The organism is Catenuloplanes atrovinosus, from assembly GCF_031458235.1.
GTDB classification, from domain to species: Bacteria; Actinomycetota; Actinomycetes; order Mycobacteriales; family Micromonosporaceae; genus Catenuloplanes; species Catenuloplanes atrovinosus.
In genome coordinates this window covers 2,377,836-2,400,785 of the sequence record NZ_JAVDYB010000001.1, presented here as the reverse complement: position 1 = coordinate 2,400,785, position 22,950 = coordinate 2,377,836, and the positions used below count along the sequence as shown (strand labels likewise).

The 22,950-nt window shown below is 74.5% G+C and carries 26 protein-coding genes; 8 read left to right on the top strand and 18 right to left on the bottom strand.

The window, feature by feature from the left end:
• Positions 1-20 precede the first annotated feature (20 nt).
• The 6 genes from J2S41_RS10795 to J2S41_RS10770 are packed head-to-tail and all read right to left on the bottom strand — an operon-like array spanning position 21 to position 5,355.
• A complete protein-coding gene (locus J2S41_RS10795; protein ID WP_310366256.1) occupies positions 21-1,037 on the bottom strand; it encodes a nucleoside hydrolase in 1,017 nt (338 codons plus the stop codon).
• Complete coding sequence (locus tag J2S41_RS10790; RefSeq protein ID WP_310366254.1) at positions 1,034-2,200, bottom strand: acyl-CoA dehydrogenase family protein; 1,167 nt, start codon at positions 2,198-2,200, stop codon at positions 1,034-1,036. Before J2S41_RS10790 ends, J2S41_RS10795 begins: the two co-directional genes overlap by 4 nt.
• Positions 2,197-2,940, bottom strand: a complete 744-nt coding sequence (locus J2S41_RS10785; RefSeq protein ID WP_310366251.1) for an ABC transporter ATP-binding protein — start codon at positions 2,938-2,940, stop codon at positions 2,197-2,199. The genes J2S41_RS10790 and J2S41_RS10785 overlap by 4 nt, the downstream gene beginning before the upstream one ends.
• Complete coding sequence (locus J2S41_RS10780; protein ID WP_310366250.1) at positions 2,934-3,665, bottom strand: ABC transporter permease; 732 nt, start codon at positions 3,663-3,665, stop codon at positions 2,934-2,936. Before J2S41_RS10780 ends, J2S41_RS10785 begins: the two co-directional genes overlap by 7 nt.
• Positions 3,662-4,411: an ABC transporter permease gene (locus tag J2S41_RS10775; RefSeq protein ID WP_310366248.1), complete on the bottom strand. Its 750-nt coding sequence runs from the start codon at positions 4,409-4,411 to the stop codon at positions 3,662-3,664. The genes J2S41_RS10780 and J2S41_RS10775 overlap by 4 nt, the downstream gene beginning before the upstream one ends.
• The gene (locus tag J2S41_RS10770; RefSeq protein WP_310366246.1) at positions 4,408-5,355 is read right to left on the bottom strand and encodes an ABC transporter substrate-binding protein; all 948 of its coding nucleotides are present in this window, start codon (positions 5,353-5,355) and stop codon (positions 4,408-4,410) included. Before J2S41_RS10770 ends, J2S41_RS10775 begins: the two co-directional genes overlap by 4 nt.
• A 104-nt stretch (positions 5,356-5,459) precedes the next feature.
• On the opposite strand from J2S41_RS10770, the gene J2S41_RS10765 reads away from it, so the two are divergent.
• Positions 5,460-5,618: a hypothetical protein gene (locus J2S41_RS10765; protein ID WP_310366245.1), complete on the top strand. Its 159-nt coding sequence runs from the start codon at positions 5,460-5,462 to the stop codon at positions 5,616-5,618.
• On the opposite strand, the gene J2S41_RS10760 is transcribed toward J2S41_RS10765, so the two are convergent.
• On the bottom strand, positions 5,619-6,083 hold the full coding sequence (locus J2S41_RS10760) for a heme-degrading domain-containing protein (RefSeq protein WP_310366242.1): 465 nt from the start codon (positions 6,081-6,083) through the stop codon (positions 5,619-5,621).
• Positions 6,084-6,277: 194 nt separating this feature from the next.
• Between J2S41_RS10760 and J2S41_RS10755 the strand changes: the two genes are divergently transcribed.
• Positions 6,278-6,592, top strand: a complete 315-nt coding sequence (locus J2S41_RS10755; protein WP_310366239.1) for a hypothetical protein — start codon at positions 6,278-6,280, stop codon at positions 6,590-6,592.
• A gap of 3 nt (positions 6,593-6,595) precedes the next feature.
• Here J2S41_RS10755 and J2S41_RS10750 read toward each other — a convergent pair whose 3' ends face one another.
• Together J2S41_RS10750 and J2S41_RS10745 are read right to left on the bottom strand one after the other, a co-directional pair.
• Positions 6,596-6,991, bottom strand: coding sequence for a VOC family protein (locus J2S41_RS10750; RefSeq protein WP_310366236.1), 396 nt, complete (start codon positions 6,989-6,991; stop codon positions 6,596-6,598).
• A 70-nt stretch (positions 6,992-7,061) separates the two neighbouring features.
• Positions 7,062-8,501, bottom strand: coding sequence for a nitroreductase family protein (locus J2S41_RS10745; RefSeq protein WP_310366234.1), 1,440 nt, complete (start codon positions 8,499-8,501; stop codon positions 7,062-7,064).
• 177 nt (positions 8,502-8,678) lie between these two features.
• On the opposite strand from J2S41_RS10745, the gene J2S41_RS10740 reads away from it, so the two are divergent.
• The 4 genes from J2S41_RS10740 to J2S41_RS10725 are packed head-to-tail and all read left to right on the top strand — an operon-like array spanning position 8,679 to position 13,326.
• Entirely contained in the window at positions 8,679-9,140 is a 462-nt protein-coding gene (locus J2S41_RS10740; protein ID WP_310376345.1) for a (2Fe-2S)-binding protein, read from the top strand.
• A complete protein-coding gene (locus J2S41_RS10735) occupies positions 9,140-10,105 on the top strand; it encodes an FAD binding domain-containing protein (protein WP_310366233.1) in 966 nt (321 codons plus the stop codon). Before J2S41_RS10740 ends, J2S41_RS10735 begins: the two co-directional genes overlap by 1 nt.
• A complete protein-coding gene (locus tag J2S41_RS10730) occupies positions 10,102-12,300 on the top strand; it encodes a xanthine dehydrogenase family protein molybdopterin-binding subunit (protein WP_310366230.1) in 2,199 nt (732 codons plus the stop codon). Before J2S41_RS10735 ends, J2S41_RS10730 begins: the two co-directional genes overlap by 4 nt.
• A 15-nt stretch (positions 12,301-12,315) precedes the next feature.
• Complete coding sequence (locus J2S41_RS10725) at positions 12,316-13,326, top strand: XdhC family protein (protein WP_310366228.1); 1,011 nt, start codon at positions 12,316-12,318, stop codon at positions 13,324-13,326.
• A gap of 152 nt (positions 13,327-13,478) precedes the next feature.
• On the opposite strand, the gene J2S41_RS10720 is transcribed toward J2S41_RS10725, so the two are convergent.
• The 5 genes from J2S41_RS10720 to J2S41_RS10700 form a co-directional block, all read right to left on the bottom strand.
• Complete coding sequence (locus tag J2S41_RS10720) at positions 13,479-13,676, bottom strand: hypothetical protein (RefSeq protein ID WP_310366226.1); 198 nt, start codon at positions 13,674-13,676, stop codon at positions 13,479-13,481.
• A gap of 90 nt (positions 13,677-13,766) precedes the next feature.
• Entirely contained in the window at positions 13,767-14,600 is an 834-nt protein-coding gene (locus J2S41_RS10715; RefSeq protein ID WP_310366224.1) for an alpha/beta fold hydrolase, read from the bottom strand.
• An 82-nt stretch (positions 14,601-14,682) separates the two neighbouring features.
• Positions 14,683-16,899, bottom strand: a complete 2,217-nt coding sequence (locus tag J2S41_RS10710) for a helix-turn-helix domain-containing protein (RefSeq protein WP_310366222.1) — start codon at positions 16,897-16,899, stop codon at positions 14,683-14,685.
• A 2-nt stretch (positions 16,900-16,901) separates the two neighbouring features.
• Positions 16,902-17,339, bottom strand: a complete 438-nt coding sequence (locus tag J2S41_RS10705; protein WP_310366220.1) for a hypothetical protein — start codon at positions 17,337-17,339, stop codon at positions 16,902-16,904.
• Positions 17,340-17,356: 17 nt separating this feature from the next.
• On the bottom strand, positions 17,357-17,935 hold the full coding sequence (locus J2S41_RS10700; RefSeq protein ID WP_310366218.1) for a DUF5709 domain-containing protein: 579 nt from the start codon (positions 17,933-17,935) through the stop codon (positions 17,357-17,359).
• 147 nt (positions 17,936-18,082) lie between these two features.
• On the opposite strand from J2S41_RS10700, the gene J2S41_RS10695 reads away from it, so the two are divergent.
• Together J2S41_RS10695 and J2S41_RS10690 are read left to right on the top strand one after the other, a co-directional pair.
• Positions 18,083-18,301: a hypothetical protein gene (locus J2S41_RS10695; RefSeq protein WP_310366215.1), complete on the top strand. Its 219-nt coding sequence runs from the start codon at positions 18,083-18,085 to the stop codon at positions 18,299-18,301.
• A gap of 64 nt (positions 18,302-18,365) precedes the next feature.
• The gene (locus tag J2S41_RS10690) at positions 18,366-18,611 is read left to right on the top strand and encodes a zinc ribbon domain-containing protein (RefSeq protein ID WP_310366213.1); all 246 of its coding nucleotides are present in this window, start codon (positions 18,366-18,368) and stop codon (positions 18,609-18,611) included.
• Positions 18,612-18,656: 45 nt separating this feature from the next.
• On the opposite strand, the gene egtD is transcribed toward J2S41_RS10690, so the two are convergent.
• From egtD to egtA, 4 genes are all read right to left on the bottom strand, one after another.
• Positions 18,657-19,634, bottom strand: a complete 978-nt coding sequence (gene egtD, locus J2S41_RS10685; protein WP_310366211.1) for an L-histidine N(alpha)-methyltransferase — start codon at positions 19,632-19,634, stop codon at positions 18,657-18,659.
• On the bottom strand, positions 19,631-20,380 hold the full coding sequence (egtC, locus tag J2S41_RS10680; protein ID WP_310366209.1) for an ergothioneine biosynthesis protein EgtC: 750 nt from the start codon (positions 20,378-20,380) through the stop codon (positions 19,631-19,633). The genes egtD and egtC overlap by 4 nt, the downstream gene beginning before the upstream one ends.
• On the bottom strand, positions 20,380-21,681 hold the full coding sequence (gene egtB, locus J2S41_RS10675) for an ergothioneine biosynthesis protein EgtB (protein WP_310366207.1): 1,302 nt from the start codon (positions 21,679-21,681) through the stop codon (positions 20,380-20,382). Before egtB ends, egtC begins: the two co-directional genes overlap by 1 nt.
• 70 nt (positions 21,682-21,751) lie before the next feature.
• A complete protein-coding gene (gene egtA / locus J2S41_RS10670) occupies positions 21,752-22,948 on the bottom strand; it encodes an ergothioneine biosynthesis glutamate--cysteine ligase EgtA (protein ID WP_310366205.1) in 1,197 nt (398 codons plus the stop codon).
• Positions 22,949-22,950: the final 2 nt, after the last annotated feature.

Here is a 22,950-nt window from a genome sequence, read left to right as displayed (position 1 = left end):
AGTCCTCCTCGATGGACAGCCTAGGCGCCGTTGAGCGCGCGCAGGAACAGCTCCTCGAAACGCGGGCCGTCCGCGGCGAGCGCGGCCCGGACGCGGCTGCCGTGCGGGCCGGTCACGGTACGGCCGGACTGCGGCCCGTCCTGGACGACGGTCACCCGGACCCGCGCCTCCGCGGTGATCACGGCGGGGTGCAGCAGCGACACCGCGGCCAGCGCGTCCCACCAGTACATGACGTCCTGCGCGATCAGCGCGGCCAGGATCGGGTGCGACACGATCCGGTACGTGATGTCCGCGGCCGGCGCGGACCGCTGCGCGCCGAGCCGGGCCACGAAGTCCGTGGTGATCGGCACGAACCGGGTGGCGTCCAGCGGCACCAGATCCACCCGCGCGCGGTCCAGGACCAGGGCCGCGCTCACCGGGTCCAGCCACATGTTGAACTCCTGGCTGTTGTCGAAGCCGGGCAGCGCGGAGCCGAACAGGTTGCCGCCGACCTCCAGCGCGCCGCCCATCACCCGCACCGCGTCGACCCGCCGGGCCACGCGCGGGTCGGCGAGCGCGTCCGCCACGTTCGTCAGCGCGCCGGTGGCCAGCACCACCACGCCGTCCGGGCTGCTGCGCGCGGTGCGCGCGATCAGCTCCGGCGCGGTCTCCCGGGTGTCCGGCACGCCGTGGCCGGCGTCGCCGAGCGCGTCGGTCAGCACCGTCTCGATCGCGGTGACCAGCTCCGCCGGGGCCGGATGGACGCCGCGGCCGGCCGCCCCGGCCGCGATCGGCACGCCGGGCAGCCCGCACTCGTCGAGGATGCTGCGCGCGTGGGTGAGCGCGCGGCCGGGCAGCCCGAACCCGTTCTCCGCGACCGTGACCGCGCGCAGCGAGATCCGGCCGCGCCTGTCCTGCTCGCAGAGCATGGCCAGGGTGGACGCGTCGTCGAAGTCGAGGTCGCTGTCGTAGATCACGGCGAGCGGATGGCGCACCGCCGTGAACCCGGAGACCAGGAGCAGCAGCAGCATCAGCGGTACGGACAGCAGTCGCCTCATGTGAACCTCCCGTGGACGGGCGCGGTGGTCAGGCCGAGCGCGTCCGCGCCGATCAGCCGCCGGGCCGCGAGATTGCTCATCGGCATGATCACGCCGGCCTGCGCGTCGCGGAACATGCGCTCGTACGGCAGCGCCCGCGCGAACGCCGCCCCGCCCAGCACGTCGACCAGCCGCTGCACCACCCGCACCGCGTTGTTGCTGGCCACGTACTTGACCAGCGCGCTGCGCGCGATCGCGGCCTGCACCCCCCCGGCGAACAGGCTGCGGTCGGCGACCTCGGCCGCGTGCCGGTGCATCAGCGCCCGCGCGGTCTCGACCAGCACCACGCACTCCGCGACCGCGTCCTGCACCAGCGGGTCGCCGTCCGTGCCGCGCCGGCGCGCCTGGCGGGCCGCGAAGTCCAGCGCACCGGCCGCGATGCCGGTGTACACCGCGGAGAACGCGGGCATCGCCCACGCCCACACGGTCTCGGCCACGCGCGCGTCCAGGTGGCCGACCGGCAGCGAGTGCACCACCTGCGCGTCCGGCACGAACACGCCGTCCAGCCGCACGTCTCCGCTGCGGGTGGCGCGCATGCCGAGCGTGTCCCAGGTGTCGAGCACGGTGACGGCCGGGTCGCGCAGCGAGATCCGGCAGAGCAGCAGCCGGGGTCCGCCGTCCGCGAGTTCGTACCGTGCGGTGACCGAGCAGTCGGTGGCGACGGCGCTGTTCGTGGCGAAGCTCTTGCGGCCGGTCAGCCGGTATCCGCCGGGCACCCGCACGGCCGTGGTGCGCGCGTCGGTCAGGTCGTTGCGCAGGCCCAGCTCGCCGGTGAGCGACGCCCAGATCAGCGTGCCGTCGGCGGCCCGGCGCAGCAGCCGTTCCAGGTGCGGGTCACGGGTGCGGCGCCACACGCCGGCCCACTGGCCGAGCGGCGAGATGTGCATGGTGGCCGCCAGCGCGGTGGACCCGCAGCCCATGGCGAGGCGCTCCAGCACCGCCAGGACCTCGGCCATCCCGGCGCCGAGCCCGCCCAGTTCCTCCGGTACGGATAGGCGCAGGAACCCGGCCGCGCGCAGATCCTCGACGTTGCGGTACGGGAACGTGTTGTCCCGGTCGTGCGCGGCGGCCCGCTCCGCGAAGGTGTCCGCGAGCGTCGCCGCCGTCTCCAGCAGCGCGGTCATGGCGTCTCCTCGGTACCGGTCATGAGCAGCTTCGCCACCGCGGTACGGGCGGCGGCGAACGCGGGCGAGCCGCGGGTGCCGATCTGGTCGCGCTCCGCGGGCAGGCCGGACGGCAGGTCCGCGACCACCGTGCCCGGCCCGGGCGAGAGCACCACGATCCGGTCGCCGAGGTAGACGCTCTCGTCGATGTCGTGCGTGACCAGCAGGACCGTGACGCCGTGCGCCCGCCGCACGCGCAGCAGCAGGTCCTCCAGGCCGGCCCGGGTCTGCGCGTCCACGGACGCGAACGGCTCGTCCATCAGCAGCAGCGCGGGCCGGACCACCAGCGCGCGGGCGATGGCGACGCGCTGCTGCATGCCGCCGGACAGCTCCCACGGGTACCGGTCCGCGACGTCCGGCAGTCCCACGTCCCGCAGCGCCTCCGCCGCACGCGCGCGCCGCTCCGCGCGTGGCACCCGGCCGCGCAACGGGAAATCCACGTTGGACCGGACGGACAGCCACGGGAACAGCGATCGGCCGTAGTCCTGGAACACCATGGCCGGCGCGGGGTCGCCGGCCAGGCCGATCGTGCCGGCGGTGGGCGTGACCAGCCCGGCCACGCAGCGCAGCAGGGTGGACTTGCCGCAGCCGGACGGGCCGACGATGCACACCAGCTCGTCCGCGGCCACGGCCAGCGACACGCCGTCGAGCGCGAGCCGGCCGCCGGCGTACCGATGGCTGAGGTTCGTGATCGTCAGCATCGGGGCCGCCGGCGCAGCACGCGGCGCTCCACGGCGAGCAGCGCGGTGTTGAGGCCCCAGCCGAGCAGGCCGAGCAGCGCGATGCCGGACCACATGGCCGGGAAGTCGAACTGCCGCTGCGCGAAGATAAGCTGGTAGCCGATGCCGTCGACGGCGCCGGTCATCTCGGAGACGACCATCAGGATGAGCGCGATCGACAGCGCGAGCCGCAGCCCGGCGAAGATCTTCGGCGCCGCGCCGGGCAGGATCACCAGCATCAGCCGGTACGCCGCGGGCGTGCGCATCGCGCGGACCGCCTCCTCGCGCACCGGCTCGACCGCGCGCACGCCGTCGGCCGTGTTCAGCAGCACCGGCCAGACCGCGCCGGAGACGATGACCGCCACCTGCGCCACCGGCCCGATGTGCAGCAGCACCAGCACCACCGGGATCAGCACCGGCGGCGGCACCGCACGGGCGAACGCGCACGCCGGCCCCAGGTAGGCCAGGCCAGTGCGGGACCGGCCCAGCGCGGTGCCGGCCGCGACCCCGAGCAGCGCCGCGATCGCGAAGCCGCCGAGCACCCGGGCCAGGCTGGGCAGGATGTCGCCGCCGAGCATCGGGCCGGTCCACAGCCCGGCCGCGGTGGCCGCGACCCGCGACGGCGGCGGGAAGAACGGGTGGCCGGCCGCGCGGGTGGCCGCCTCGCCGGCGGCGAGCAGCAGCGCGGGCAGCAGCAGGGACCTCATCGGTACGCCACGTCCCAGCGGAACAGCCTGCGGCCCAGCCGTTCCAGGCCCTCGTTGGCCGCCAGCCCGGCGAGCCCGGCCACGGCGGTGCCGGCGAGCACCAGGTCGGTGCGCCCGCCGCCGGACGCGGCGTCCAGCACGAAGACGCCCAGCCCGCGCCCGGCGCCGGCCAGGAACTCCACGCTGACCACCACGATCAGGCCGATCGCGGCGGCCATCCGCAGGCCGGTGAGGACGAACGGGGCCGCGTGCGGCAGCGCCACCCGGGTGAGCGTGCCGAGCCGGCCGGCGCCGCACAGCCGCGCGCTGTCCAGCATCAGCGGGTCCAGGTCCGCGACCGCGTACGCGGTGTTGTAGAGGATCGGCCAGGCGCACGCGTACGCCGCCAGCGTCAGCTTCGCCTCGGGCCCGCCACCGACCAGCAGGATGACCAGCGGGATCAGCGCCACGGCCGGGATCGGTCGGAGGAACTCGACCACCGCGTACGTGGCAGCGCGCAGCGGCGGGCTGATGCCGAGCGCGAGCCCGGCCGGCACCGCGATCGCGGCCGCGATGCCGAGCGCGATCAGCCAGGCCAGCACGGTCGCGATCACGTCCCGCAGGAACGCGGCCGTGCCGAGCAGCTCGGCCAGCCGCGCGCCGACCGTGGACGGCGGCGGCAGGAAGCGGCCGTCCACCGCGCCGGACCGCACGGCCGTCTCCCAGGCCAGCAGCAGCGCGGCGGAGCCGGCCAGGCCGCGGATCATGCGATCATGCCGGTGACGTCGAGCGGCGCGGGGATGATGCCGTACTCGGCCAGCAGGTTCGGCACCCGCTGCAGCGTGGCCGGCTCGATCCGGGAGCGCAGCGTGAGCATCTCCGTCTCGGCCGCGACCGCCGGGTCGACCTTGGCGAACTCGACGATCAGCGGCTCGACCACGGCCCGGTCCGCCGCCTCGGCCGTGGCCCGTTCCATCGCGCGGCGGAACGCGGTGACCGCGTCCGGGTGCGCGTCGGTGAACGTGCGCAGCGCGGCGTACCCGGCGGTGGGCAGATCCCGGGCCGGGCCGACCGCGGTGTCCGCGACCGGGACCGCGCCGACGGTGCGGCGGGCCTGGGTGATGAACGGTTCGGTGAGGAACGCGGCGTCGACGTCGCCGCGCTCCAGCGCGGCCGCGGTGTCCGGGAACGGGATCTCCACCCAGCGCACGCCGGAGAAGTCCGCGCCCGCGGTGCGCATCGCGGACTTGACCAGCATGTCGGAGACGGTGTTGCGGCCGGTGACCGCGACGCGCCGGCCGGCCAGGTCCGCGATGCCCTTCACCGGCGAGTCCGGCATGGCCACGACCATGGTGGTGCGCGGCCCGGCGGCGGACGCGTCCGCGACCAGCCTCAGGTCCGCCGCGCCCCTGGCCTGCGCCACGAAGAACGGCGGGTAGCTGCTGTAGGCGATGTCGACGTCGCCACCGATCAGCTTCGCCACCGACGCCTGCCCGCTCGGCGCGCCGACCGTGGTGACGGCCAGCCCCTCGGCCGTGAAGTAGCCGTTGCGCATCGCGAGGTGGAACGGCGCCAGGTCGATCGTCGGCATGACCGACACCGTGATCGCGGTGGTGCCGGCCCGGTCCGCCACCGGCTCCTCGCCCAGCAGGCCACAGCCGGCCAGCGCGAGCAGCGTCGCGGCGGTGACGCACGCCCGAATCCTGATCATGAGGCCTCCCCCGTCGCGCACAGCGTGCCCGCGTGCGCGACCGGGGACATCCGCACCGCGTCGTAGGACTGACTACGTCCGCGTGCGTATGCGACGATGCCGTCATGGAGCAGAAGATCGAGGAGCGCGCCGCCACCGAGCGCTGGCGGCGGATGCCGGAGCGGATCCGCCCGGAGGATCAGCGCGCCACCACGCCGGCGAGCCCGCCGCCGGCGAATCAGGCGATCAGCGGCGACGAGCCGCTGACCGTGCCGCAGGGCTGATCAGCGCAGGTACGACTCCAGGACCTCCACGACCAGCGCGTGGTCGTCGGCCTGCGGCAGCCCGGAGACGGTGACCACGCCGACCACGCCCACGCCGCGCACCCGGATCGGGAACGCGCCGCCGTGCGCGGCGTACTCGGCCGGGTCCACGCCCTGGCTCGCGTCCAGCGCCCGGTCCTTGGCGGCGAGCCGGCGGCCGACCAGGTACGAGCTGGCGTGGAACCGCTCGACCACGCGCACCTTCCGGTCGATCCAGCGGTCGTTGTCCGGCGCGGTGCCGGCCAGCGCCGCGTGGAAGAGCTGCTGCCCGCCGCGGCGGATGTCGACGGTGACGGGCAGGCCACGCTCCCGGGCCGTCTCGACCAGCAGCACCCCCAGCCGCCACGCGTCGTCGTCGTCGAAGCGGTCGAACCGCAACCGCTCCTCCTGCTCCTCGATCCGGGCGATGAGATCGGCGTCGCTCATGTACGTACCCTCCGGTGGTCGTCAGGTCTTGATCTTGTCACGATCGGGCCGGGAGCGTCGCAATGCCGACGCCCCGCCGCCCCGGCGCTGTGATCTCGGTCCTTGGCGCGCGCCGCACGGCCCCGGGTGCACCGGATCGGTGCGCACGTTGAGTAATCTCTCCCCAAGATCACCCCGGGGAACAGGAGTCACGGATGCACGGCCCGCGCCACGACGAGATCGTGAAGTCCTTGGTCGACCTGCTGGTCTCGGTGCTCCCGGAGGGCGCGGAGCGGATCACCGCGACCGGCGAGACCGATCTCGGGCACTCGACGTCGTCACTGACGGTGTCCGATGCGGGCGGTACGGTCACGCCGGTCGCCTCGCCGCCGGAGTTCGACCTGACGCTGATCCAGCTCTGGGACGACACCGCGGCCGCGGACGCGGAGCCGTGGAACACCTACACGCTGACCGTGCAGCGCGACGGCGCGTTCACGCTGGCGCTGTCCTACGTCTCGCCGGAGGGCTGACCGTCAGGGGTGCTGCGCCTCCAGCGCCTTGAGGTGGTCGTAGTCGTAGGAGCCGGGCGGCGGCACCACCAGGCAGAACTCGTTGCCCTGCGGGTCGGCCAGCGTCGCGATCTCGTATCCGTTGTCGTCGTGCGGCGCCTCCACCAGCTGGGCGCCGAGCGCGAGGAACCGGCCCAGCTCGCCGCGCATGTCGGTGAGCTGGATGTCCAGGTGCATGCGGTTCTTGCCGCGCTTGACCTCCGGCACCGCCTGGAAGATGAGGTCGGGCCAGCGGCCGGACGGGTCGACGATGCGCTGGTAGGGCGGCTCCCAGGCGCCGACCCGGAACCCGAGCGCCTGCGACCAGAACTCGGCGAGCGGCTGCGGGTCGGCGCAGTCGAGAATGTGGACCAGGCGCATGGAGCGGTGGCCTCCCGTCAAACCGGTTGTAGAAAGTCAAGGCACAACCTAGCCACCGAACGCCGTCCTGTCAGGACGCACTCCCCATCCTGGGCACAACGGTACGAAACTCCACCGGCGCGCCGGGACGACCGCCGGGCCGCGACCGGTACTCGGCGACCCCGACGCACGTGAACAGCAGCGTGACCAGGCCGTCGTCCTCCCCCAGCAGCGCGGGCACCTCCGAGTCCAGGAACGTCATGCCGGACGCGGTGGCGCCCATCGCGTACCCGGCCAGGTGCAGCCGCCCCTCCACCACGCCCGCGGCCAGCTGCGCCTCGCGGTAGCCGCGATCGTCCAGTGTGGAGCCGTCGGCCGCGCCGATCACCACGTACCCGGCGTCGCCGCCGAGCGCCTGGTCGAGGCAGATCCGGGTCAGCTCGTCGCGAAGCGCGCCGGGGCGGACCGGCGCGCCCAGGTCGGGCCAGCGGTAGACGCCGGGCGCGACGCCGTCCACCCCGTGCACGACCACCCAGTGCGGCACGTCCACGCCCCGCATCGCGGCCGCCAGCGGCCAGTGCAGAGCCTCCGCCGGTACGGTCCGGGAGCGGTCCATCCGGCGCTGCGAGCCCCGGCGGCGGATCACGTCGTCCAGCGTCTCCGTGCCCGCCGGCGCCTCGATCGGCGCGCCGACCGGCCAGGGCGCGCCCAGCGTGTCCGCGTCACCGGCCCGCTGCGCCTGGGTGACCAGCGGGAACTCCGCCGGTGGCAGCTCACCGGCGGCGGCCGGGCCGGCCGCGTCGACGACCGGCACGTCACCGTCCACGGTGAGCAGCGCCAGCGGGAACTCGTGCACGCCGTCCGCGCCGACCAGGTCCCGTACCCGCCGGTCCGGGAACCGGGTGTGCAGCCGCGCCCGCAGGCCCGCGCTGGCGGCCGCCGCCTCCAGCTGGGACAGTAGCGTCCCGGCGTCCCAGTAGAGGTGGCGGAAGCCGCGCTCGGCGTAACGCCAGCCGGTGCGCCACGGCACGCCGGTCACCACCAGCGTGGTGGCGCCGCCGGTCGCGGGCCCGACCTGGATCAGCGCGTGCCGCACCGGGTCGTACCAGTGCACGCCGTCGGGCACGCCGGGCACGCCGGTGGTGACCGCGTAGACCTCCAGCGGGAACCGCGCGCCGGCCGACCCCGCGGCTCGGAACAGCCACGGCCGGCCGTTGCGCTCCGACGTGCGCACCACGCCGGCACCGAGGAACAGGATCCGGCCGAGCTGCGCCGCGTCCAGCGGCAGGCGCGGCGCCGTCACGCCGGAGAGCACCGCGACCGCGGCCACGTCCGGCACCGGCAGGTCGCGCGGCAGCTCGGTCACCGGCAGCCCCGGCGGGTACGCCTTGACCGGCGGCGGCAGCGTCTCCGGATCGTTCGGCGTGAGGTCGTGCCGCAGCCGCGGATCGTCGGCCGGCACGTTCCATTCGCGTCCCGGCAGGTAGGACGTCAGCCGGTGCAGCAGCCCGGTCCCCGTGTCGTCGTTCACCCGCCCATCCTGACAGATCCACTGTGTTGCGATCATGCGTTAGCGTCGCTACCGTCAACTTGTTAGTATCGCTACCACCGTGGAGGGATCGTGCATCCCAGCAGGCGAACGATTCTCAAGACGGCGATCGCGGCGCCGGTGCCGGCGCTCGTGCCGTCTCCGGTTCCCGCGACCGACGTGACGTTGCGGGTGAATGGTGAGTCCTACTCGCGGGAGTGGGAGGCGCGGGTGACGTTGCTCGACGCGTTGCGGGAGGACCTGGGACTGACCGGGACGAAGAAGGGCTGTGACCGGGGTGAGTGCGGGGCGTGCACGGTCCTGGTCGACGGCCGGCGGATCAAGTCCTGCCTGACCCTGGCCGTGATGCAACAGGGCCGGGAGATCACCACGATCGAGGGCCTGGCCGACGGGGAACGGCTGCACCCGGTCCAAGCGGCGTTCATCCGCCACGACGGCCTGCAATGCGGGTTCTGCACCCCGGGCCAGATCATGTCCGGCGTCGCCTGCATCCGCGAAGGCCACGCCGACTCCGACGACGAAGTCCGCGACTGGATGAGCGGGAACCTGTGCCGATGCGGCTGCTACCCCAACATCGTCGCCGCGATCCGCGACGCCGCCACCTCCGGCAAGGACAACTGATGCACAACTTCACCTACCACGCCCCCACCACCACCCCCACCGCCCTGACCCTCGCCACCAGACCAGGCACCCGCTACATCGCCGGCGGCACCGACCTGCTCAACCTGATGAAGGACGGCGTCCAACGCCACGACCAGCTCATCGACATCAACCGCCTCCCCCTCCACGACATCCACACCACCCCCCACCGGATACGCCTCGGCGCCCTCGCCACCATGGCCACCGTCGCCGCCCACCCCCAGACCGGCACACTCATACCACTGCTACCGCAAACACTGCTGGCCGGAGCATCACCACAGATCCGCAACATGGCCACCATCGGCGGGAACCTCCTACAACGCACCCGCTGCTGGTACTTCCGCGACGACACCATGCCCTGCAACAAACGCCAACCCGGCACCGGATGCGCCGCCCTCCAAGGCCACAACCGCTGGCACGCCATCATCGGCGGCAGCGACCACTGCATCGCCGTACACCCCTCCGACCTCGCCGTCACACTCACCGCCCTCAACGCCACCATCCACACCCAACACACCACCGGACCACGCACCATCCCCATCCGCGACTTCTACCGCCCACCCGGCAACACCCCACACCTGGAAACCACGCTGCGCCACGGTGAACTCATCACCGCCGTCGACGTACCCGTCACCGGCATGACCGGCCGCTACCTCAAACTCCGCGACCGGGCCACCTTCGAGTTCGCGGTCGTCTCCGTCGCCGCCCTGATCCGCACCAACAGCGGCATCGTGCGGGAGGCATCCCTGGCATTCGGCGGAATCGCACCCATACCCTGGCGGTCCACACAGGCCGAGCAGGCACTCATCGGCCGACGCCTCGACGACACCACCATCACCGCCGCCGGCCGAGCACTCGTCGCCTCCGCGACCCCCCAAGAACACAACGCCTTCAAAATCCCACTGGTACAGCGCGCCCTGACAAGCGCCCTGGAAGGCATGCGATGAGCCCCACCGTGGTCGGCCGACCGATCGCCCGCACCGACGGCACCACCAAAGTCACCGGCAACGCCACCTACGCCGCCGACACCCACATCCCCGGCCTCGCCCACGCCGCCCTGGTCACCAGCACCATCGCCCGCGGCCGAATCACCGCCATCGACACCAGCACGGCCACCACCGGGCGCGGCGTGCTGGCCGTTCTCACCCACCGCAACCTGCGGCCGGTGACGCTGCCCGGGCTCGACGCGCAGTTCCCGAAACGGTTCATGCCGCTGCACGACGACGTGATCCGGCACGCGGGACAGCCGGTCGCGATCGCGGTCGCGGAGACCCTGGCCCAGGCGCAGGAGGCGGCCGCGCGCGTGGTGGTCCGGTACGAATCCCAGCCGCCCCGCGTGGTCCTGGCCGACGCCCTGGACGAGGCCTACATCCCCCCGCCCGGCGCGGACGGCACCAACGACTACCTGCGTGGCGACGTCGCCGCCGGGCTCGCCGCCGCCCACGTCACCGTGGAGGCGACGTACACGACGCCGCTGCAACATCACAACGCGCTCGAACCGTCCGCGACCGTCGCGGTCTGGGACGGCGACGGCCTCACCGCGCACGAGTCGGCACAGGGCATCTCGATCACGCAGACCGTGCTGATGCAGGCGTTCCAGCTCCCCCGCGACCGGGTCCGGGTGATCAGCCCGTTCCTCGGCGGCGGCTTCGGCGCGAAGGGGCCGGGCTGGCCGCACACCGTGCTCGCCGCCGCCGCGGCCCGGCAGGTCGGCCGGCCGGTGAAGCTGGTGCTGACCCGCGCGCAGACGTACACGTCCCACGGGCACCGCGCGGAGACCCACCAGGTGATGCGCGTCGGCGCGACCCGGGACGGGCGGCTGACCGCGATCGATCACGAGGTCACGCAGCAGGTGTCGCGCACCGAGGAGGCGATGTTCAACAGCTCCGAGCCGACCCGGCTGCTCTACGCCTGCGCGAACGTGCGCTCGCGGCAGCGCGCGGTCCGGCTCGACCTGGCCACCGGGAGCTTCGTGCGCTCCCCGGAGGCCGCGACCGGTCACGTGCTGGAGTCCACGCTGGACGAGCTGGCGTACGCGCTCGGCGTCGACCCGGTGGAACTGCGGCTGCGCAACTGGTCCGGCGTCAACCAGGAGACGGGCGAGCCGTGGGGCAGCAACCACCTGCGCGAGTGCTATCGGCGCGGCGCGGAACGGTTCGGCTGGTCACGGCGGAATCCGCGGCCCGGGTCGATGCGGGACCGGGACGGGCTGATCGGCTGGGGCATGGCCACGGCCGCGCACACCGCGGGCGGACGGCCCGGCTCCGGCGCCACCGCCACGGTCGGGCTGGACGGCACCGCCGTGATCACGTGTGGCACGCAGGACATCGGCACCGGTACGTACACGGTGATGCGGCAGGCCGGCGCGCAGACGCTCGGGCTGCCGTTGCACCAGGTGACGTTCCTGCTCGGCGACACCCGGTACCCGGCCGCGTTCGCCTCCGCCGCGTCGGCCACCGTGCCGAGCGCGGGCGCGGCCGTGGTCCGGGCCGCCACCGCCGCACGCGAGCGGGTCGTGGCCGCGACGCTGGCCGATCCGGGCTCGCCGCTGCACGGGCTGGCGCCGGACCGGATCGGAGCCGAGGACGGGCACCTGTTCGCGATCGGGCAGCCGTGGCGGCGGATCGCGTACCGTGACGTGATGAGACGGCACGGCGCGCCGATCGCCACGTCGACCGGCCCGGTCCCGGCACCGCTCGGCTACTCGACCGGTGCGGTCTTCGTGGAGGTGCACGTCGACCCGCTGCTCGGCCGCGTCCGGGTCCGGCGGGTGGTCGGCGTGTTCGACCCGGGCCGGGTGCTGAACCGGCAGACCGCGCGCAGCCAGGCGATCGGCGGCGCGGTGTGGGCGATCGGGTTCACGCTGACCGAGCACACGCTGGTCGACCCGCACCTCGGGCGGGTGGTTACACCGAACCTGTCCGGGTACCTGCTGCCGGTCAACGCGGACGTGCCGGACATCGACGTCGACTTCGTCGACCAGCCGGACCCGCACAGCCCCGCCCTGGGCGCGCGCGGATTCGGTGAGACGCCGATGACCGGCGTGACCGCGGCGATCGGGAACGCGGTGTTCCACGCGACCGGCCACCGCATGCGCGACCTGCCGATCACCCAGGACCGGATTCTGGCCGCGCTCGCCTGAGAGAGAGGAGCATCCGTGCTGATCGAGGTGTGGCCGTTCGTCGTGCGGGCCCGGCAGGCAGGTCAGCCGGTCGTGCTGGCCCGGCTGGTGGACCGCGACGGGCCCGGCTCCCGGCCGCTCGGCGCCACCATGGCCGTGGCCGGCGACGGCTCCTGGTGCGGGTCGGTCTCCGGCGGCTGCGTGGAGGGCATCGTGCTCGACGCGGCCCGCGCCGTGCTCGACGGCGGCGCACCACGCCTCGTCTCGGTCAGCCCGGGCGAGCACCTGATGCCGTGGGAGGCGGCCCCGGCCTGCGGCGGCACGCTGCGGGTGCTGATCGTGCCGGTGCCGCCGTCCCCGGTCTTCGAGGAGATCACGGAGGCGCTGGCCGCGGACCGGCCGATCACGGTCGGCGTCTCGCCGGAGGCGCCGTGGGCCTGGTCGGCCGGCCCGGCCGCGGCCGGCTTCACCGAGGAGTTGCGGCCCGGCCCGCGGCTGATCGTCGCCGGCGCCACGGACCTGGGCGCCGCGCTGGCCGCGCTCGGCCGCACCGTCGGCCGCCGGGTGGAGATCGTCGACCCGCGCCCCAGCCACGCCCGTGCCGGCATGTTCCCCGGCGCGTCGCGGGTCACCCGCGCCTGGCCGGACGAGTGGCTGGCCGCGCACCCGCCCTCGCCGGCCGACGCGGTCGTCGCGATCACGCACGACCCGCGCATCGACGACCGGGTGCTGCGGGTGGCGCTGCCCGGGCCGGCCGGCTACGTCGGCGCGCTCGGCAGCCGCGCCACCCAGAAGCAGCGGCTGGACCGGCTGCACGGCACGCCGGGCCTGGACCGGCTGTCCGGCCCTGCCGGCCTGGACCTGGGCGCCACCTCGATCGCGGAGACCGCGCTGTCGATCCTCGCCGAGATCGTCGCGGCCGGTCACGCGCGAGCCGGCGGCCCGATCTCCGCGTCCGCGCTGCCGATCCAGGCCCAGCCGGCCGGTGCCGTGCGCCCGCCCGGCCTGCCGGACGGCGACGAACTGCCGGTCAGCTGCGCGCTCTGATCAGAGGAAGTCGGTCGCGGCCATGTTCGCCTCCAGGTGGCGCCGCGACGACGTACCCGGGATGGCCGGACGTGCACCGTTGCCATCCGCGCGGCGTCCCCGGCCCGGGCCGGGCGCACGGTCGGCGGGGAGTGCACCACCGGAGCCGGCGGTCACTCCACCGGGTCCGCGTCGGGCGGGGTGGCGTCGGAGGCCTCGGGGTCGCGGGTGCGGGCGCGCATCTTCTCCGCCAGGGACTGACGGCGGCGGTAGGCCTCGTCCTGGTTCGAGGTGCGGCCGGCGAGCGTGTTCGGGTCCGTGCCACGGCCCGGCCGGCGGCGGCCGAGGGAATCGCTGGGTTGTCTGACCATGGTGTCATTCTGCTGCCTGATCCACGGCGCCGTACACCCGATTCCGGGGTGCCCGGCCGCGGCGGGCGCGCGGCCGGGCGACCACGGGCGTCAGCCCTGGTACGCGTTGAGGAACGTCAGCAGGTCGTCGTTGAGCCGGTCCTTGTGGGTGTCGGTGATGCCGTGCGGCGCGCCCGGGTAGACGATCAGCTCCGCGTCCTTGATCAGCGCAGCGGACGCCTTGCCGCCCACCTCGAACGGCACCACCTGGTCGTCGTCGCCGTGGATGACCAGCGTGGGGACGTCGAAGGCGGCCAGGTCGGGGCGGAAGTCGGTAGCGGAGAACGCGGCGATGCACTCGTACGCGTTGCGGTGCCCGGCCGCCATGCCCTGCAGCCAGAACGAGTCCCGCATGCCCTGCGAGACGGTGGCGCCCGGCCGGTTGTTGCCGAAGAACGGGCCGTCGGCCAGGTCGCGGTAGAGCTGCGAGCGGTCGGCCAGCGAGCCGGCGCGCAGGCCGTCGAAGACGTCGATCGGCACGCCGCCGGGGTTGTCGTCGGTCTTCAGCATCAGCGGCGGCACGGCGGAGACGAGCACGGCCTGGGCGACGCGGGCGGTGCCGTGGCGGCCGATGTAGCGGGCCACCTCGCCGCCCCCGGTGGAGAAGCCGATCAGCGTGGCGTCGCGCAGGTCCAGCGCCTCGATCACGGCGGCGAGGTCGTCCGCGTACGTGTTCATCTCGTTGCCGTGCCAGGTCTGCGTGGACCGGCCGTGGCCCCGGCGGTCGTGGGCGATCACGCGGTAGCCGTTCGAGGCCAGATGCAGCGCCTGCGCCTCCCAGCTGTCCGAGTTCAGCGGCCAGCCGTGGCTGAGCACGACCGGGCGGCCGGCACCCCAGTCCTTGAGGAAGATCTGCGTGCCGTCGGGCGTGGTCACGTACGTCATGGTGCTCCCTGTCCGTGTGGATTGCGGTGTCCATGCAACCAGCGGCGCGTGGCGGAGGCCATGCGAGAAGATACGCAGAACGTCAGCATTCCAGCGCGGCCAGCTCGGCGCGCGCGGCCCGCTCGTACTCGTCGAAGCCGCCGGCCTCGGTGAACTCCAGCGCGCGGGTGAGGTCGCCGCGGGCGTCGGCCGCGTCGCCGAGTGCGCGCTTGGCCCGGCCCAGCACCAGGTGCACCACGGCGAGCAGGCCCGCCTCGCGGAACTCGGCCGCGTACCGCAGCGCGATCTCCGCCTCGCGCAGCGCCTCCGGCCAGCGGCCGGCGTCGGCCAGCGCCAGTGCCGCGTACGCGTGCGCGCCGGTCTGCGCGCCCAGCGCCGGACGCTGGGCGACCGGGCGGCGCGCGGTCTCGGCCAGCACCACCCGGAACGCGTCGACCGCCGCGTCGTGCCGGCCGAGCGCGTGCAGCGCCAGGCCGACGCCCTGCAGGCCGTGCACGTACGAGTCGTGGTCGCCGGCCCGGTCCGCGATCCCGGCCGCGCGGCGGTAGGTCTCCAGCGCGCGCTCCGGCTGCCCGCCCCGGCGCCACGCGGACGCGGCGTAGGTCAGCGCCCACGCCTGCTCGCGCGGGTCGCCGAGCTCCACCGCGAGCTCGTGGGCGGCCGTCGCCAGCCGGGCGCCCTCCTCGTGCCGGTGCGCGCAGGTGAACGCGGCCCAGGCCAGGTAGTTGAGGTGCCTGACCTCCTGGCGCCGGTCGGGCAGCCGCGCCGCCGCGGCCCGGGACAGCCCGTACACCTCGTACCAGCCGGTCCAGGACAGCGTGGTGTCCGAGTACCAGTGCATCGCCTCGGCCGCGTCCACCACGAGCTGGTGGTCGCCGGCCCGGGCCGCGATGCGCAGCGCGCCGAGCCAGTTCTCCGCCTCCAGCCGCAGCCAGGTGAGCGCGTCCTCCTGGGTGGGCAGCGGCACCAGCCCGGTCCAGCCGTCCGGCGGCGCGCCGTAGCCGGGCTCGAACCAGCGGCCCGCCACGATCGCGGTGTCCAGCAGACGGTGCGCCAGCTGACGCCGCACGGCGGCGCGGACCCCGGGCGGTTCCTCGCGGCGCAGCCGGTCGCGCGCGAACAGCCGGATCAGATCGTGGAAGCGGTACCGCTCCGGTCCGGCCGCCTCCAGCAGGCCCAACTCCTCCAGCTCGTCCAGCGCCTCCATCGGGTCGTCGCCGGTCAGCGCCGCGACGAGCGGAAGACCGAAATCCCCGCCGGGTACGTGCCCGAGCCGCCGGAACAGCGCCCGCCCGGCCGCGGACAGCTGCGCGTACGACAGCGCGAACGCGGCCTCCACGCCGGTGTCGCCCGCGGTCAGGTTCGCCAGTCGCCGGTCCTCGTCCGACAGCCGCGCGACCAGGTTCTCGACCGTCCAGGCGGGCCGGCTGGCCAGCCGCGTCCCGGCGATCCGCAGCGCCAGCGGCAGGTGCCCGCACAGCTGGGCCACCCGGCCCACGTCCGCGGCGACGGCCGGGTCCGCGGCCTGCCCGGCGATCCGGCCGAGCAGCGCGGCGGACTCCTCCGGCGCCAGCGGGGACAGCGCGATGCGCAGCACGCCCTCCAGCCCGGCGAGCGCGCGCCGACTGGTGATCACGGTCAGGCAGCGGCCGTCGCCGGGCAGCAGCGGGCGGACCTGCGCCTCGTCGGCCGCGTTGTCGAGCAGCAGCAGGCAGCGGCGGTCCCGCAGCGCGTCGCGCAGCTGCGCGGCGCGCTCGTCGTCGCTGCCGGATATCCGGCGCGGCGGTACGTCCAGCGCGCGCAGCAGCCGCAGCAGCGCCTCGCCCGCGGGCAGCGGGTCGGCGCCGGCGCCGCGCAGGTCGACGTGGAACCGCCCGTCCGGGTACGCCCCGGCCAGTTCGCCGGCCGCCCGGACGGCCAGCGCGGTCTTGCCGAGACCGCCCTGCCCGTGCACCACCACGACCGGCGCCGGCCCGGGCCCGGCGGTGGCCGCGTGTGCCCGTACCCGGGCCAACTCGTCCTCCCGGCCGACGAAGTCGGCGACCGCGCGGGGCAGGTCGTGCTGCCGGGGCCGGCCGCCGGTGCGGGTCTCCCGGCCCGCGCCGAGCGCGTCCGGGTCGGCGCGCAGCGCGGTGGCGAGCGCGGCGAGCGTGCGGGCCTGCGGGGTGCGGCTGTGCCCGCGCTCCATGTCGCTGATCGCCCGGGCGCTGATCCCGGAGGCCTCGGCGAGCTGTTCGAGTGTGAGACCGGCGGCGTGGCGCAGCGCCCGCAGCCGGGCGCCCAGGGTCGGTTCAGGCACCCTCACACGGTACGCAGTGCCAGTTCGTAGATGCTTCGCACCTTGACCGCGTAGCGGCGGGCGTTCGGGATGCGCAGCCGGCGCACGTACCGTTCCAGCTCGTCCGGGCGGTTGGCGAGCAGGTGGAACTCGACGATGTGACCGACCAGGAAGGCGGGCGAGAGGTCCTCGGTCACGATCCGCGAGTCGCCCTCGTGGTCGCGCAGGTAGGCGACCAGTTTCAGCTGGACGTACCGGGCCAGCTCGGCGCCGTGGGTGGAGACGACGCCGGCGAGCTCGCGCACGCCGACGTCCGCCGCCTCCAGGTCCTGTCGCAGCAGCTCGCCGAGGACCGCCGGCTCCGGGCCGTGATGCAGCGGCAGGCCGCAGCGGGACAGCACGTCGTGCAGCACGGCCTGATAAGAGTCGGAGGCGACGAACTCGTCGAGACTGACGCTCATCAGATCATTTTGCCGTCTCAGCGGTCCGGAACGGGGTGGATCGCCAGTTCCTCGGCGCTGGCGCCGCCGCCGGCCGCACCGGCGTCGTACGCGATCGACTGGGACTCGGTATCTGTTTCGAGACCTTCGTCCGGTTCGACCAGGCGGCCGACCGGGCGGTCACCGACCCCGGTGTCGTACATCGAGACCTGGGAGTCCAGGTGCGGGTCCACCGGCCCGCCGTCGTCCAGCGGCGTGTCCCGGTCGACCGCGTCCACGTCCTCGGCCACCGCGTCCGGGTCGAACGACTCCGCGGAGACCGGCGACGGCACGGTGTCCGCCCTGATCACGGCCTCGTCCAGCGCCGGGTCGCGCACCTCGCGACCGATCTTGTGGTCGAGCGACTCGCCCTGCCGGGCCTCCTCCGGCGTGGTACCGAACTGGTCGACCGCGAGCGGCCGGTCGTCGCGGTCCAGCGGGAGCGCGGCCGGGTCGGGACCGTCGGCGATCCGGCCGGTGGCCACGTCGTCCCGGGCGGTGGAGTCGTCGTCGGCGATATCGGGCAGGCCCTCGGCCTCCGGGTCGGAGACCGGCTGCGGATAGGTGTTGTCGGACATGTCTGCCGTCTACCCAGTGGCACGGTTTCCACACGCGCGTTTGCGGCTCGGCGGGCGGGGTACGCCGCTCGGCATGAGCGAGCTTGCGAGCGAATCAGCGGCTCAGCGCCGACCACGCCGGAACGGATACATGGAGGAGAGCGCGGCATGAGTACATCAGCTGAGGAGCGGCCGGACGGGGTCTGGCGGGACGAGGAGCGGCTGCCGCTGTCCGAGCTGGCCGCCGCCGTCGCCACGTCGCCCGCGGACGGCCAGACCGACGACCCGACCGGTAACGACGCGGGCATCGAGGACGTCGACCGCGAGCGCGGCGGGAACGACCGCGCGCTGCGCACCGACTTCACCGGACCGACCGGCCCGAACTGATTCGCCCGGCCCTGGCACAGTTGATGGTGTCAGGGCCGCACGCACACCCTCGGAGCGTTCCCCCGTGTTTCTGATCTTCGGTTTCCGGACCAAGGCCACCGCGCTCGGCTGGGTGCCGGAGACCTGCCGCGTCTGCGGTCAGGCCGGCAGCCTGCTGCTGATCCGCGAGACCACCAAGTTCAGCCTGTTCTTCATCCCGCTCATCCCGGTCCGCACCAAGCACGTGGTGCGCTGCCAGAACGCGTTCTGCCACGCCGAGACCCGGATCAGCGGCGACGAGGCCCGCCGCCTGCAGCCGGCGCTGCGCTGAGCCCGCGGGGCGGCGCCGGGTGCGTACCCGGCGCCGCGATCGCGATCAGTCGTCCGACGCCTGCGCCAGGCACACCGTGAACCGCCCGGCGTCGTCCGTCCACCGCTGGCGGATTCGGAACCCGGCCGCGGCCAGTTCGTCCCGCAGGCCGTCCGGGCGGAACTTCGCCGAGATCTCGGTGCGGACCTCCTCGCCGCGGGCGAACTCGACCGTGAGGTCCAGCGCGCGGATCGGCACCCGCATCGCCTCCCGCGCCCGCAGCCGCATCTCGATCCACTCGTGCGTCTCGTCCCAGCGCGCCACGTGGTCGAAGCGCTCCGGCGCGAACGACGCGTCCAGGTGCCGGTTGATCACGCGGAGCACGTTGCGGTTGAAGTCCGCCGTGACGCCGGCCGCGTCGTCGTAGGCGGGCAGCAGCACGTCCGCGCCCTTGACCAGGTCGGCGCCGAGCAGCAGCCACTCCCCCGGGTCGAGCACGCCGCGCACGCCGCGCAGGAAGGTGGCGCGTTCCGCGGGCGGCAGGTTGCCGATCGTACCGCCGAGGAATGCGATCATCCGGCTGCCGCCGTCCGGCAGGTGGTGCAGGTGCCGGGTGTAGTCGCCGACGATGCCGCGCACGGACAGCGCCGGGTACGCCGTGTCCAGCCGGGCGACCGCGTCGGCGAGCGCGGACGCGGACACGTCCAGCGGCACGAACGCGCCGAGCGTGCCGTGGGCCAGCAGCGCGTCCAGCAGCAGCCGGGTCTTCTCCGACGAGCCGGAGCCCAGCTCGACCAGCGTCTTCGCCTCCGTGATCCGGGCGATCTCGCCGGCCCGGGCCGCCAGGATCGACCGTTCCGCGCGCGTCGGGTAGTACTCCGGCAGCCGGGTGATCTCGTCGAACAGCTCGCTGCCGCGGGCGTCGTAGAACCACTTCGGCGGCAGCCACTTCGGTGCCGCGGTCAGGCCGGTGCGGACGTCGGCGCGCAGTGCGGCGGCCAGGTCCCGCTCGTCGAGATGGATCTCCAAATGGGGTGCGTTCACGATGCCTCCAGCGATGTCAGGTCCAGCGCGGATCGGGTCGCGACGAGCAGGTGGCCGGGCGGCACCTCTTCCCAGCCGGGGTCGTCGTCGAGCGGCTCGGAGCTGACCGTCACCCCGTCCCGGCGTACCACGTAGGACAGCGCGTGGCCCCGGGTCGTCGCGGCGACGCGGCGGCCGTCGGTCAGCAGTAGGTTGAGTCGTGAGTCAGGAGCGGCCGCGCTGACCGCGCGGGCCGTCTCGCGCAGCGCCGCGCCCGGATCGGCACCGGCGCGCAACCGCTGCCGCACCAGCGCCCAGAGCAGCGCGGAGTCGGTCGGCGCGTCCAGCGTGAGCAGGTCGCGCACCGGCAGCCGTTCGGCCAGCGCCGTCATCGAGTCCGGCCAGCCGGTGACCTTCCCGTTGTGACTGAACAGCCACGGCCCGTCCGTGAACGGCGCGGCGGCGGCCTCGGTCACCGGCATGCCGACGGTCGCGGAGCGCACGGCCGCGAGCACCGCGCCGGACGCCGTCGCCCCGGCCAGGGCCGCGAGCGACGGGTCCGACCAGATCGGCGTGGCCCGCCGATAGCGCACCGGCTCCGCGGCGCCGTCCGGGAACCAGCCGACGCCGAAACCGTCCACGTTGATCGTGCCGCCGCCCCGCATGTCGCGCGGCGCCCACGCCTGACGGCACAGCGCGTGCGGCGCGTCGAAGAGCAGTTCCCGCAACGGTACGGCCGGGCCGAGGTACGCCAGGTGGCGGCACATCAGCCGAGGTCCTCCGGGCGGGCGTCGCGCGCGCACCGGAAGCCGCTGAAGATCTGCCGCCGGATCGGGTAGTCCCAGTTGCGGAACGTGCCCCGGCAGGCGGCCGCGTCCGTGCCGAACGACCCGCCGCGCAGCACCTTGTAGTCCGGGCCGAAGAAGACCTCGGAATACTCCCGGTACGGGAACGCCCGGAAGCCCGGATAGCCGTGGAAGTCCGAGTCCGTCCACTCCCACACGTCGCCGATCAGCTGGTGCACGCCCAGCGGCGACGCGCCGTCCGGGTAGGCGCCGGCCGGGGCCGGGCTCAGGTGCCGCTGGCCGAGGTTGGCGTGCCGGGACTCCGGCGGGTCGTCGCCCCACGGGAAGCGGCGGGACCGGCCGGTCGCCGGGTCGAACCGGGCCGCCTTCTCCCACTCCGCCTCGGTCGGCAGGCGGCGCCCGGCCCAGCGGGCGTAGGCGCGCGCCTCGTACCAGCAGACGTGCACCACCGGCTCGTCCGGCACGATCCGCTCGACGCGGCCGAACCGGGTGTACGTCTCACCGTCCCGGTTCCAGTGCGCGGGCGCGGTCAGCCCGGCCGTGGTGCGGTGCGCCCACCCGTCCTCGCCCCACCAGCGCGGGTCGTCGTAGCCACCGGCGGCGATGAACTCCGCGTACGCCGCGTTGGTGACCGGCGCGGCGTCGATGAAGTACGCGGGCAGGTCCACCCGGTGCGCGGGCCGCTCGTTGTCCAGCGCCCACGGCTCCACGTCCGTGCCCATGGTGAACGGCCCGGCCGGGATCAGCACCTCGCCGCGGGGTGCGGCGGTGGCGGGCGGCGGCGCGGGCGCGGTCAGCACCGGCGCGCCGGCCCGGAGCTGATGGGTGGCGAGCATGGTCTCGTCGTGCTGCTGCTCGTGCTGGACGATCATGCCGAACGCGAAGCCGTCCGCCACCAGCGGGCGCCCGTCCATGCGTACCGTGTCCAGGATGTCCATCGCCTTGTCCCGGACCTGCCGGACGTAGGCGCGGGCCTCCGCCGGGTTGAGCAGCGGCAGCGCGGGGCGGTCGCGGCGCGGGTGCTTGAACGCGTCGTAGAGCTCGTCGATGTCGCGCCGGACCGGGTCCCGGCCGCCCACGTCGCGGACCAGCCATAGCTCCTCCTGGTTGCCGACGTGCGCCAGGTCCCAGACCAGCGGCGACATCAGTGGCGAGTGCTGCCGGATCAGGTCGGCGTCGTCCACCGCCTCGGTCAGCACCTCGGTGCGGGCGCGGGTGCGCTCCAGCTCGGCGGCGACAGTCAAACGCAGGTCTCGCGTCATGCCGGGCTCCCCTCGGCGTCGCGGTTCCGGCGTGGTCGGCGCTGAGCCGATGATTCACTCGCAAGCTCGCTCATGTCTGAGGCTCCTTACGGTGTTGGGCGGACAGGCGCCGCCCGGCGATGCCGGCCACCCGGTCGCGCAGGTGCGCGGGCAGGCCGGTGCGGTAGAGGTGCCGGCAGGCCAGGTCCAGCAGGTGGGACGCGGCGGTGCCGATCTCGGGATGGGCGAGGCCCTCGCGGGCCGCGTCGAGCCAGCGGTCGCGGGCCGGTGCGGCCAGGTCCCGGGCCCGGTCGAGGACCGCGTCGTCGAGCAGCGCGGCCAGGACCGCGGCCGGTGCGATCCACTCGTCGCCGGGCTGCGCGTCCAGGTAGCGGATCTCCAGGTAGCCGCGCGGCCGGACCGGCGGGAACAGCGTGCCGAGGTGGTACTCCAGGTCCTCGACCGTGGGTGGGCGGGGCAGCCGGCCGCGGATCCAGCCGGCGAAGGTCAGCCCGGGCGGCGCGTCCCAGTCGCCGTCGTCGCGGCGCAGGCAGAGCAGCGGCGCGGCGAGCGCGTACGCGGCCCAGAGGCGTGCCGGGTCGGCGCCGGTGCCGACCGGGCGGGTGAGCCCCGGCTCCATGCTGAACCAGGCCGCCATCCGCCCGCTGGCCCAGCCGGTGTCCCGGCCGGCCCGGAACCGGGAGGTGGCGAACGCGGCCAGCAGCGGCGGGCCGAGCTCGTGCACCGCGGCCCAGCGCCGGGCCACGTCCTCCGGCCGGCCCGCGTCCAGGCAGACCTGGAGCCCGGCGGTACTGCACATCATGATCCGCCCGTGGTCGCCGCGCCGGTCGAAGAGGCGCTGCATGGCCCCGTACCGGGGGGTGTGCAGCAGCCGGCGCGGCGGCCGGTGGGGATCGAGGCCGGCGTCGCCGAGCGCGAGGCCGGACCGGGCGAGACGGCCGGCGAGGTGGGCGCGGCCCTCCTCGACGGCGGTGTGCAGGTCCGCGAGCGTGGCGGCCGGGGCGGAGGAGAGCTCGACCTGCCCGCCGGGTTCGACGGTGACGGTGCCGCCGCCGGGCAGCTTCTCCGGCGTGGGATTACCGAGCGTGGCGGGTGCGTGAGGCCCGAGCGCCTCCCGCAGCCGGTCGAGATCGAGCGGGGTGTGCGGGGATTCGGTGGGGTGGACGGTCCATTCGAGTTCGACGCCGATCCGCCGGGGCGGCCCGGTCTTGAAGCAGATGCCGCTGACGTGCTCCGCGGCATCCGAGATCGCGAGCAGTTCGGACATGA

What these genes read in the sequence shown, in the direction of transcription:
- J2S41_RS10795 (WP_310366256.1), bottom strand. Translation starts at nt 1,037, where the DNA reads ATGAGGCGACTGCTGTCCGTACCGCTGATGCTGCTGCTGCTCCTGGTC.
- J2S41_RS10790 (WP_310366254.1), bottom strand. Translation starts at nt 2,200, where the DNA reads ATGACCGCGCTGCTGGAGACGGCGGCGACGCTCGCGGACACCTTCGCG.
- J2S41_RS10785 (WP_310366251.1), bottom strand. Translation starts at nt 2,940, where the DNA reads ATGCTGACGATCACGAACCTCAGCCATCGGTACGCCGGCGGCCGGCTC.
- J2S41_RS10780 (WP_310366250.1), bottom strand. Translation starts at nt 3,665, where the DNA reads ATGAGGTCCCTGCTGCTGCCCGCGCTGCTGCTCGCCGCCGGCGAGGCG.
- J2S41_RS10775 (WP_310366248.1), bottom strand. Translation starts at nt 4,411, where the DNA reads ATGATCCGCGGCCTGGCCGGCTCCGCCGCGCTGCTGCTGGCCTGGGAG.
- J2S41_RS10770 (WP_310366246.1), bottom strand. Translation starts at nt 5,355, where the DNA reads ATGATCAGGATTCGGGCGTGCGTCACCGCCGCGACGCTGCTCGCGCTG.
- J2S41_RS10765 (WP_310366245.1), top strand. Translation starts at nt 5,460, where the DNA reads ATGGAGCAGAAGATCGAGGAGCGCGCCGCCACCGAGCGCTGGCGGCGG.
- J2S41_RS10760 (WP_310366242.1), bottom strand. Translation starts at nt 6,083, where the DNA reads ATGAGCGACGCCGATCTCATCGCCCGGATCGAGGAGCAGGAGGAGCGG.
- J2S41_RS10755 (WP_310366239.1), top strand. Translation starts at nt 6,278, where the DNA reads ATGCACGGCCCGCGCCACGACGAGATCGTGAAGTCCTTGGTCGACCTG.
- J2S41_RS10750 (WP_310366236.1), bottom strand. Translation starts at nt 6,991, where the DNA reads ATGCGCCTGGTCCACATTCTCGACTGCGCCGACCCGCAGCCGCTCGCC.
- J2S41_RS10735 (WP_310366233.1), top strand. Translation starts at nt 9,140, where the DNA reads ATGCACAACTTCACCTACCACGCCCCCACCACCACCCCCACCGCCCTG.
- J2S41_RS10730 (WP_310366230.1), top strand. Translation starts at nt 10,102, where the DNA reads ATGAGCCCCACCGTGGTCGGCCGACCGATCGCCCGCACCGACGGCACC.
- J2S41_RS10720 (WP_310366226.1), bottom strand. Translation starts at nt 13,676, where the DNA reads ATGGTCAGACAACCCAGCGATTCCCTCGGCCGCCGCCGGCCGGGCCGT.
- J2S41_RS10715 (WP_310366224.1), bottom strand. Translation starts at nt 14,600, where the DNA reads ATGACGTACGTGACCACGCCCGACGGCACGCAGATCTTCCTCAAGGAC.
- J2S41_RS10705 (WP_310366220.1), bottom strand. Translation starts at nt 17,339, where the DNA reads ATGAGCGTCAGTCTCGACGAGTTCGTCGCCTCCGACTCTTATCAGGCC.
- J2S41_RS10700 (WP_310366218.1), bottom strand. Translation starts at nt 17,935, where the DNA reads ATGTCCGACAACACCTATCCGCAGCCGGTCTCCGACCCGGAGGCCGAG.
- J2S41_RS10695 (WP_310366215.1), top strand. Translation starts at nt 18,083, where the DNA reads ATGAGTACATCAGCTGAGGAGCGGCCGGACGGGGTCTGGCGGGACGAG.
- egtC (WP_310366209.1), bottom strand. Translation starts at nt 20,380, where the DNA reads ATGTGCCGCCACCTGGCGTACCTCGGCCCGGCCGTACCGTTGCGGGAA.
- egtB (WP_310366207.1), bottom strand. Translation starts at nt 21,681, where the DNA reads ATGACGCGAGACCTGCGTTTGACTGTCGCCGCCGAGCTGGAGCGCACC.
- egtA (WP_310366205.1), bottom strand. Translation starts at nt 22,948, where the DNA reads ATGTCCGAACTGCTCGCGATCTCGGATGCCGCGGAGCACGTCAGCGGC.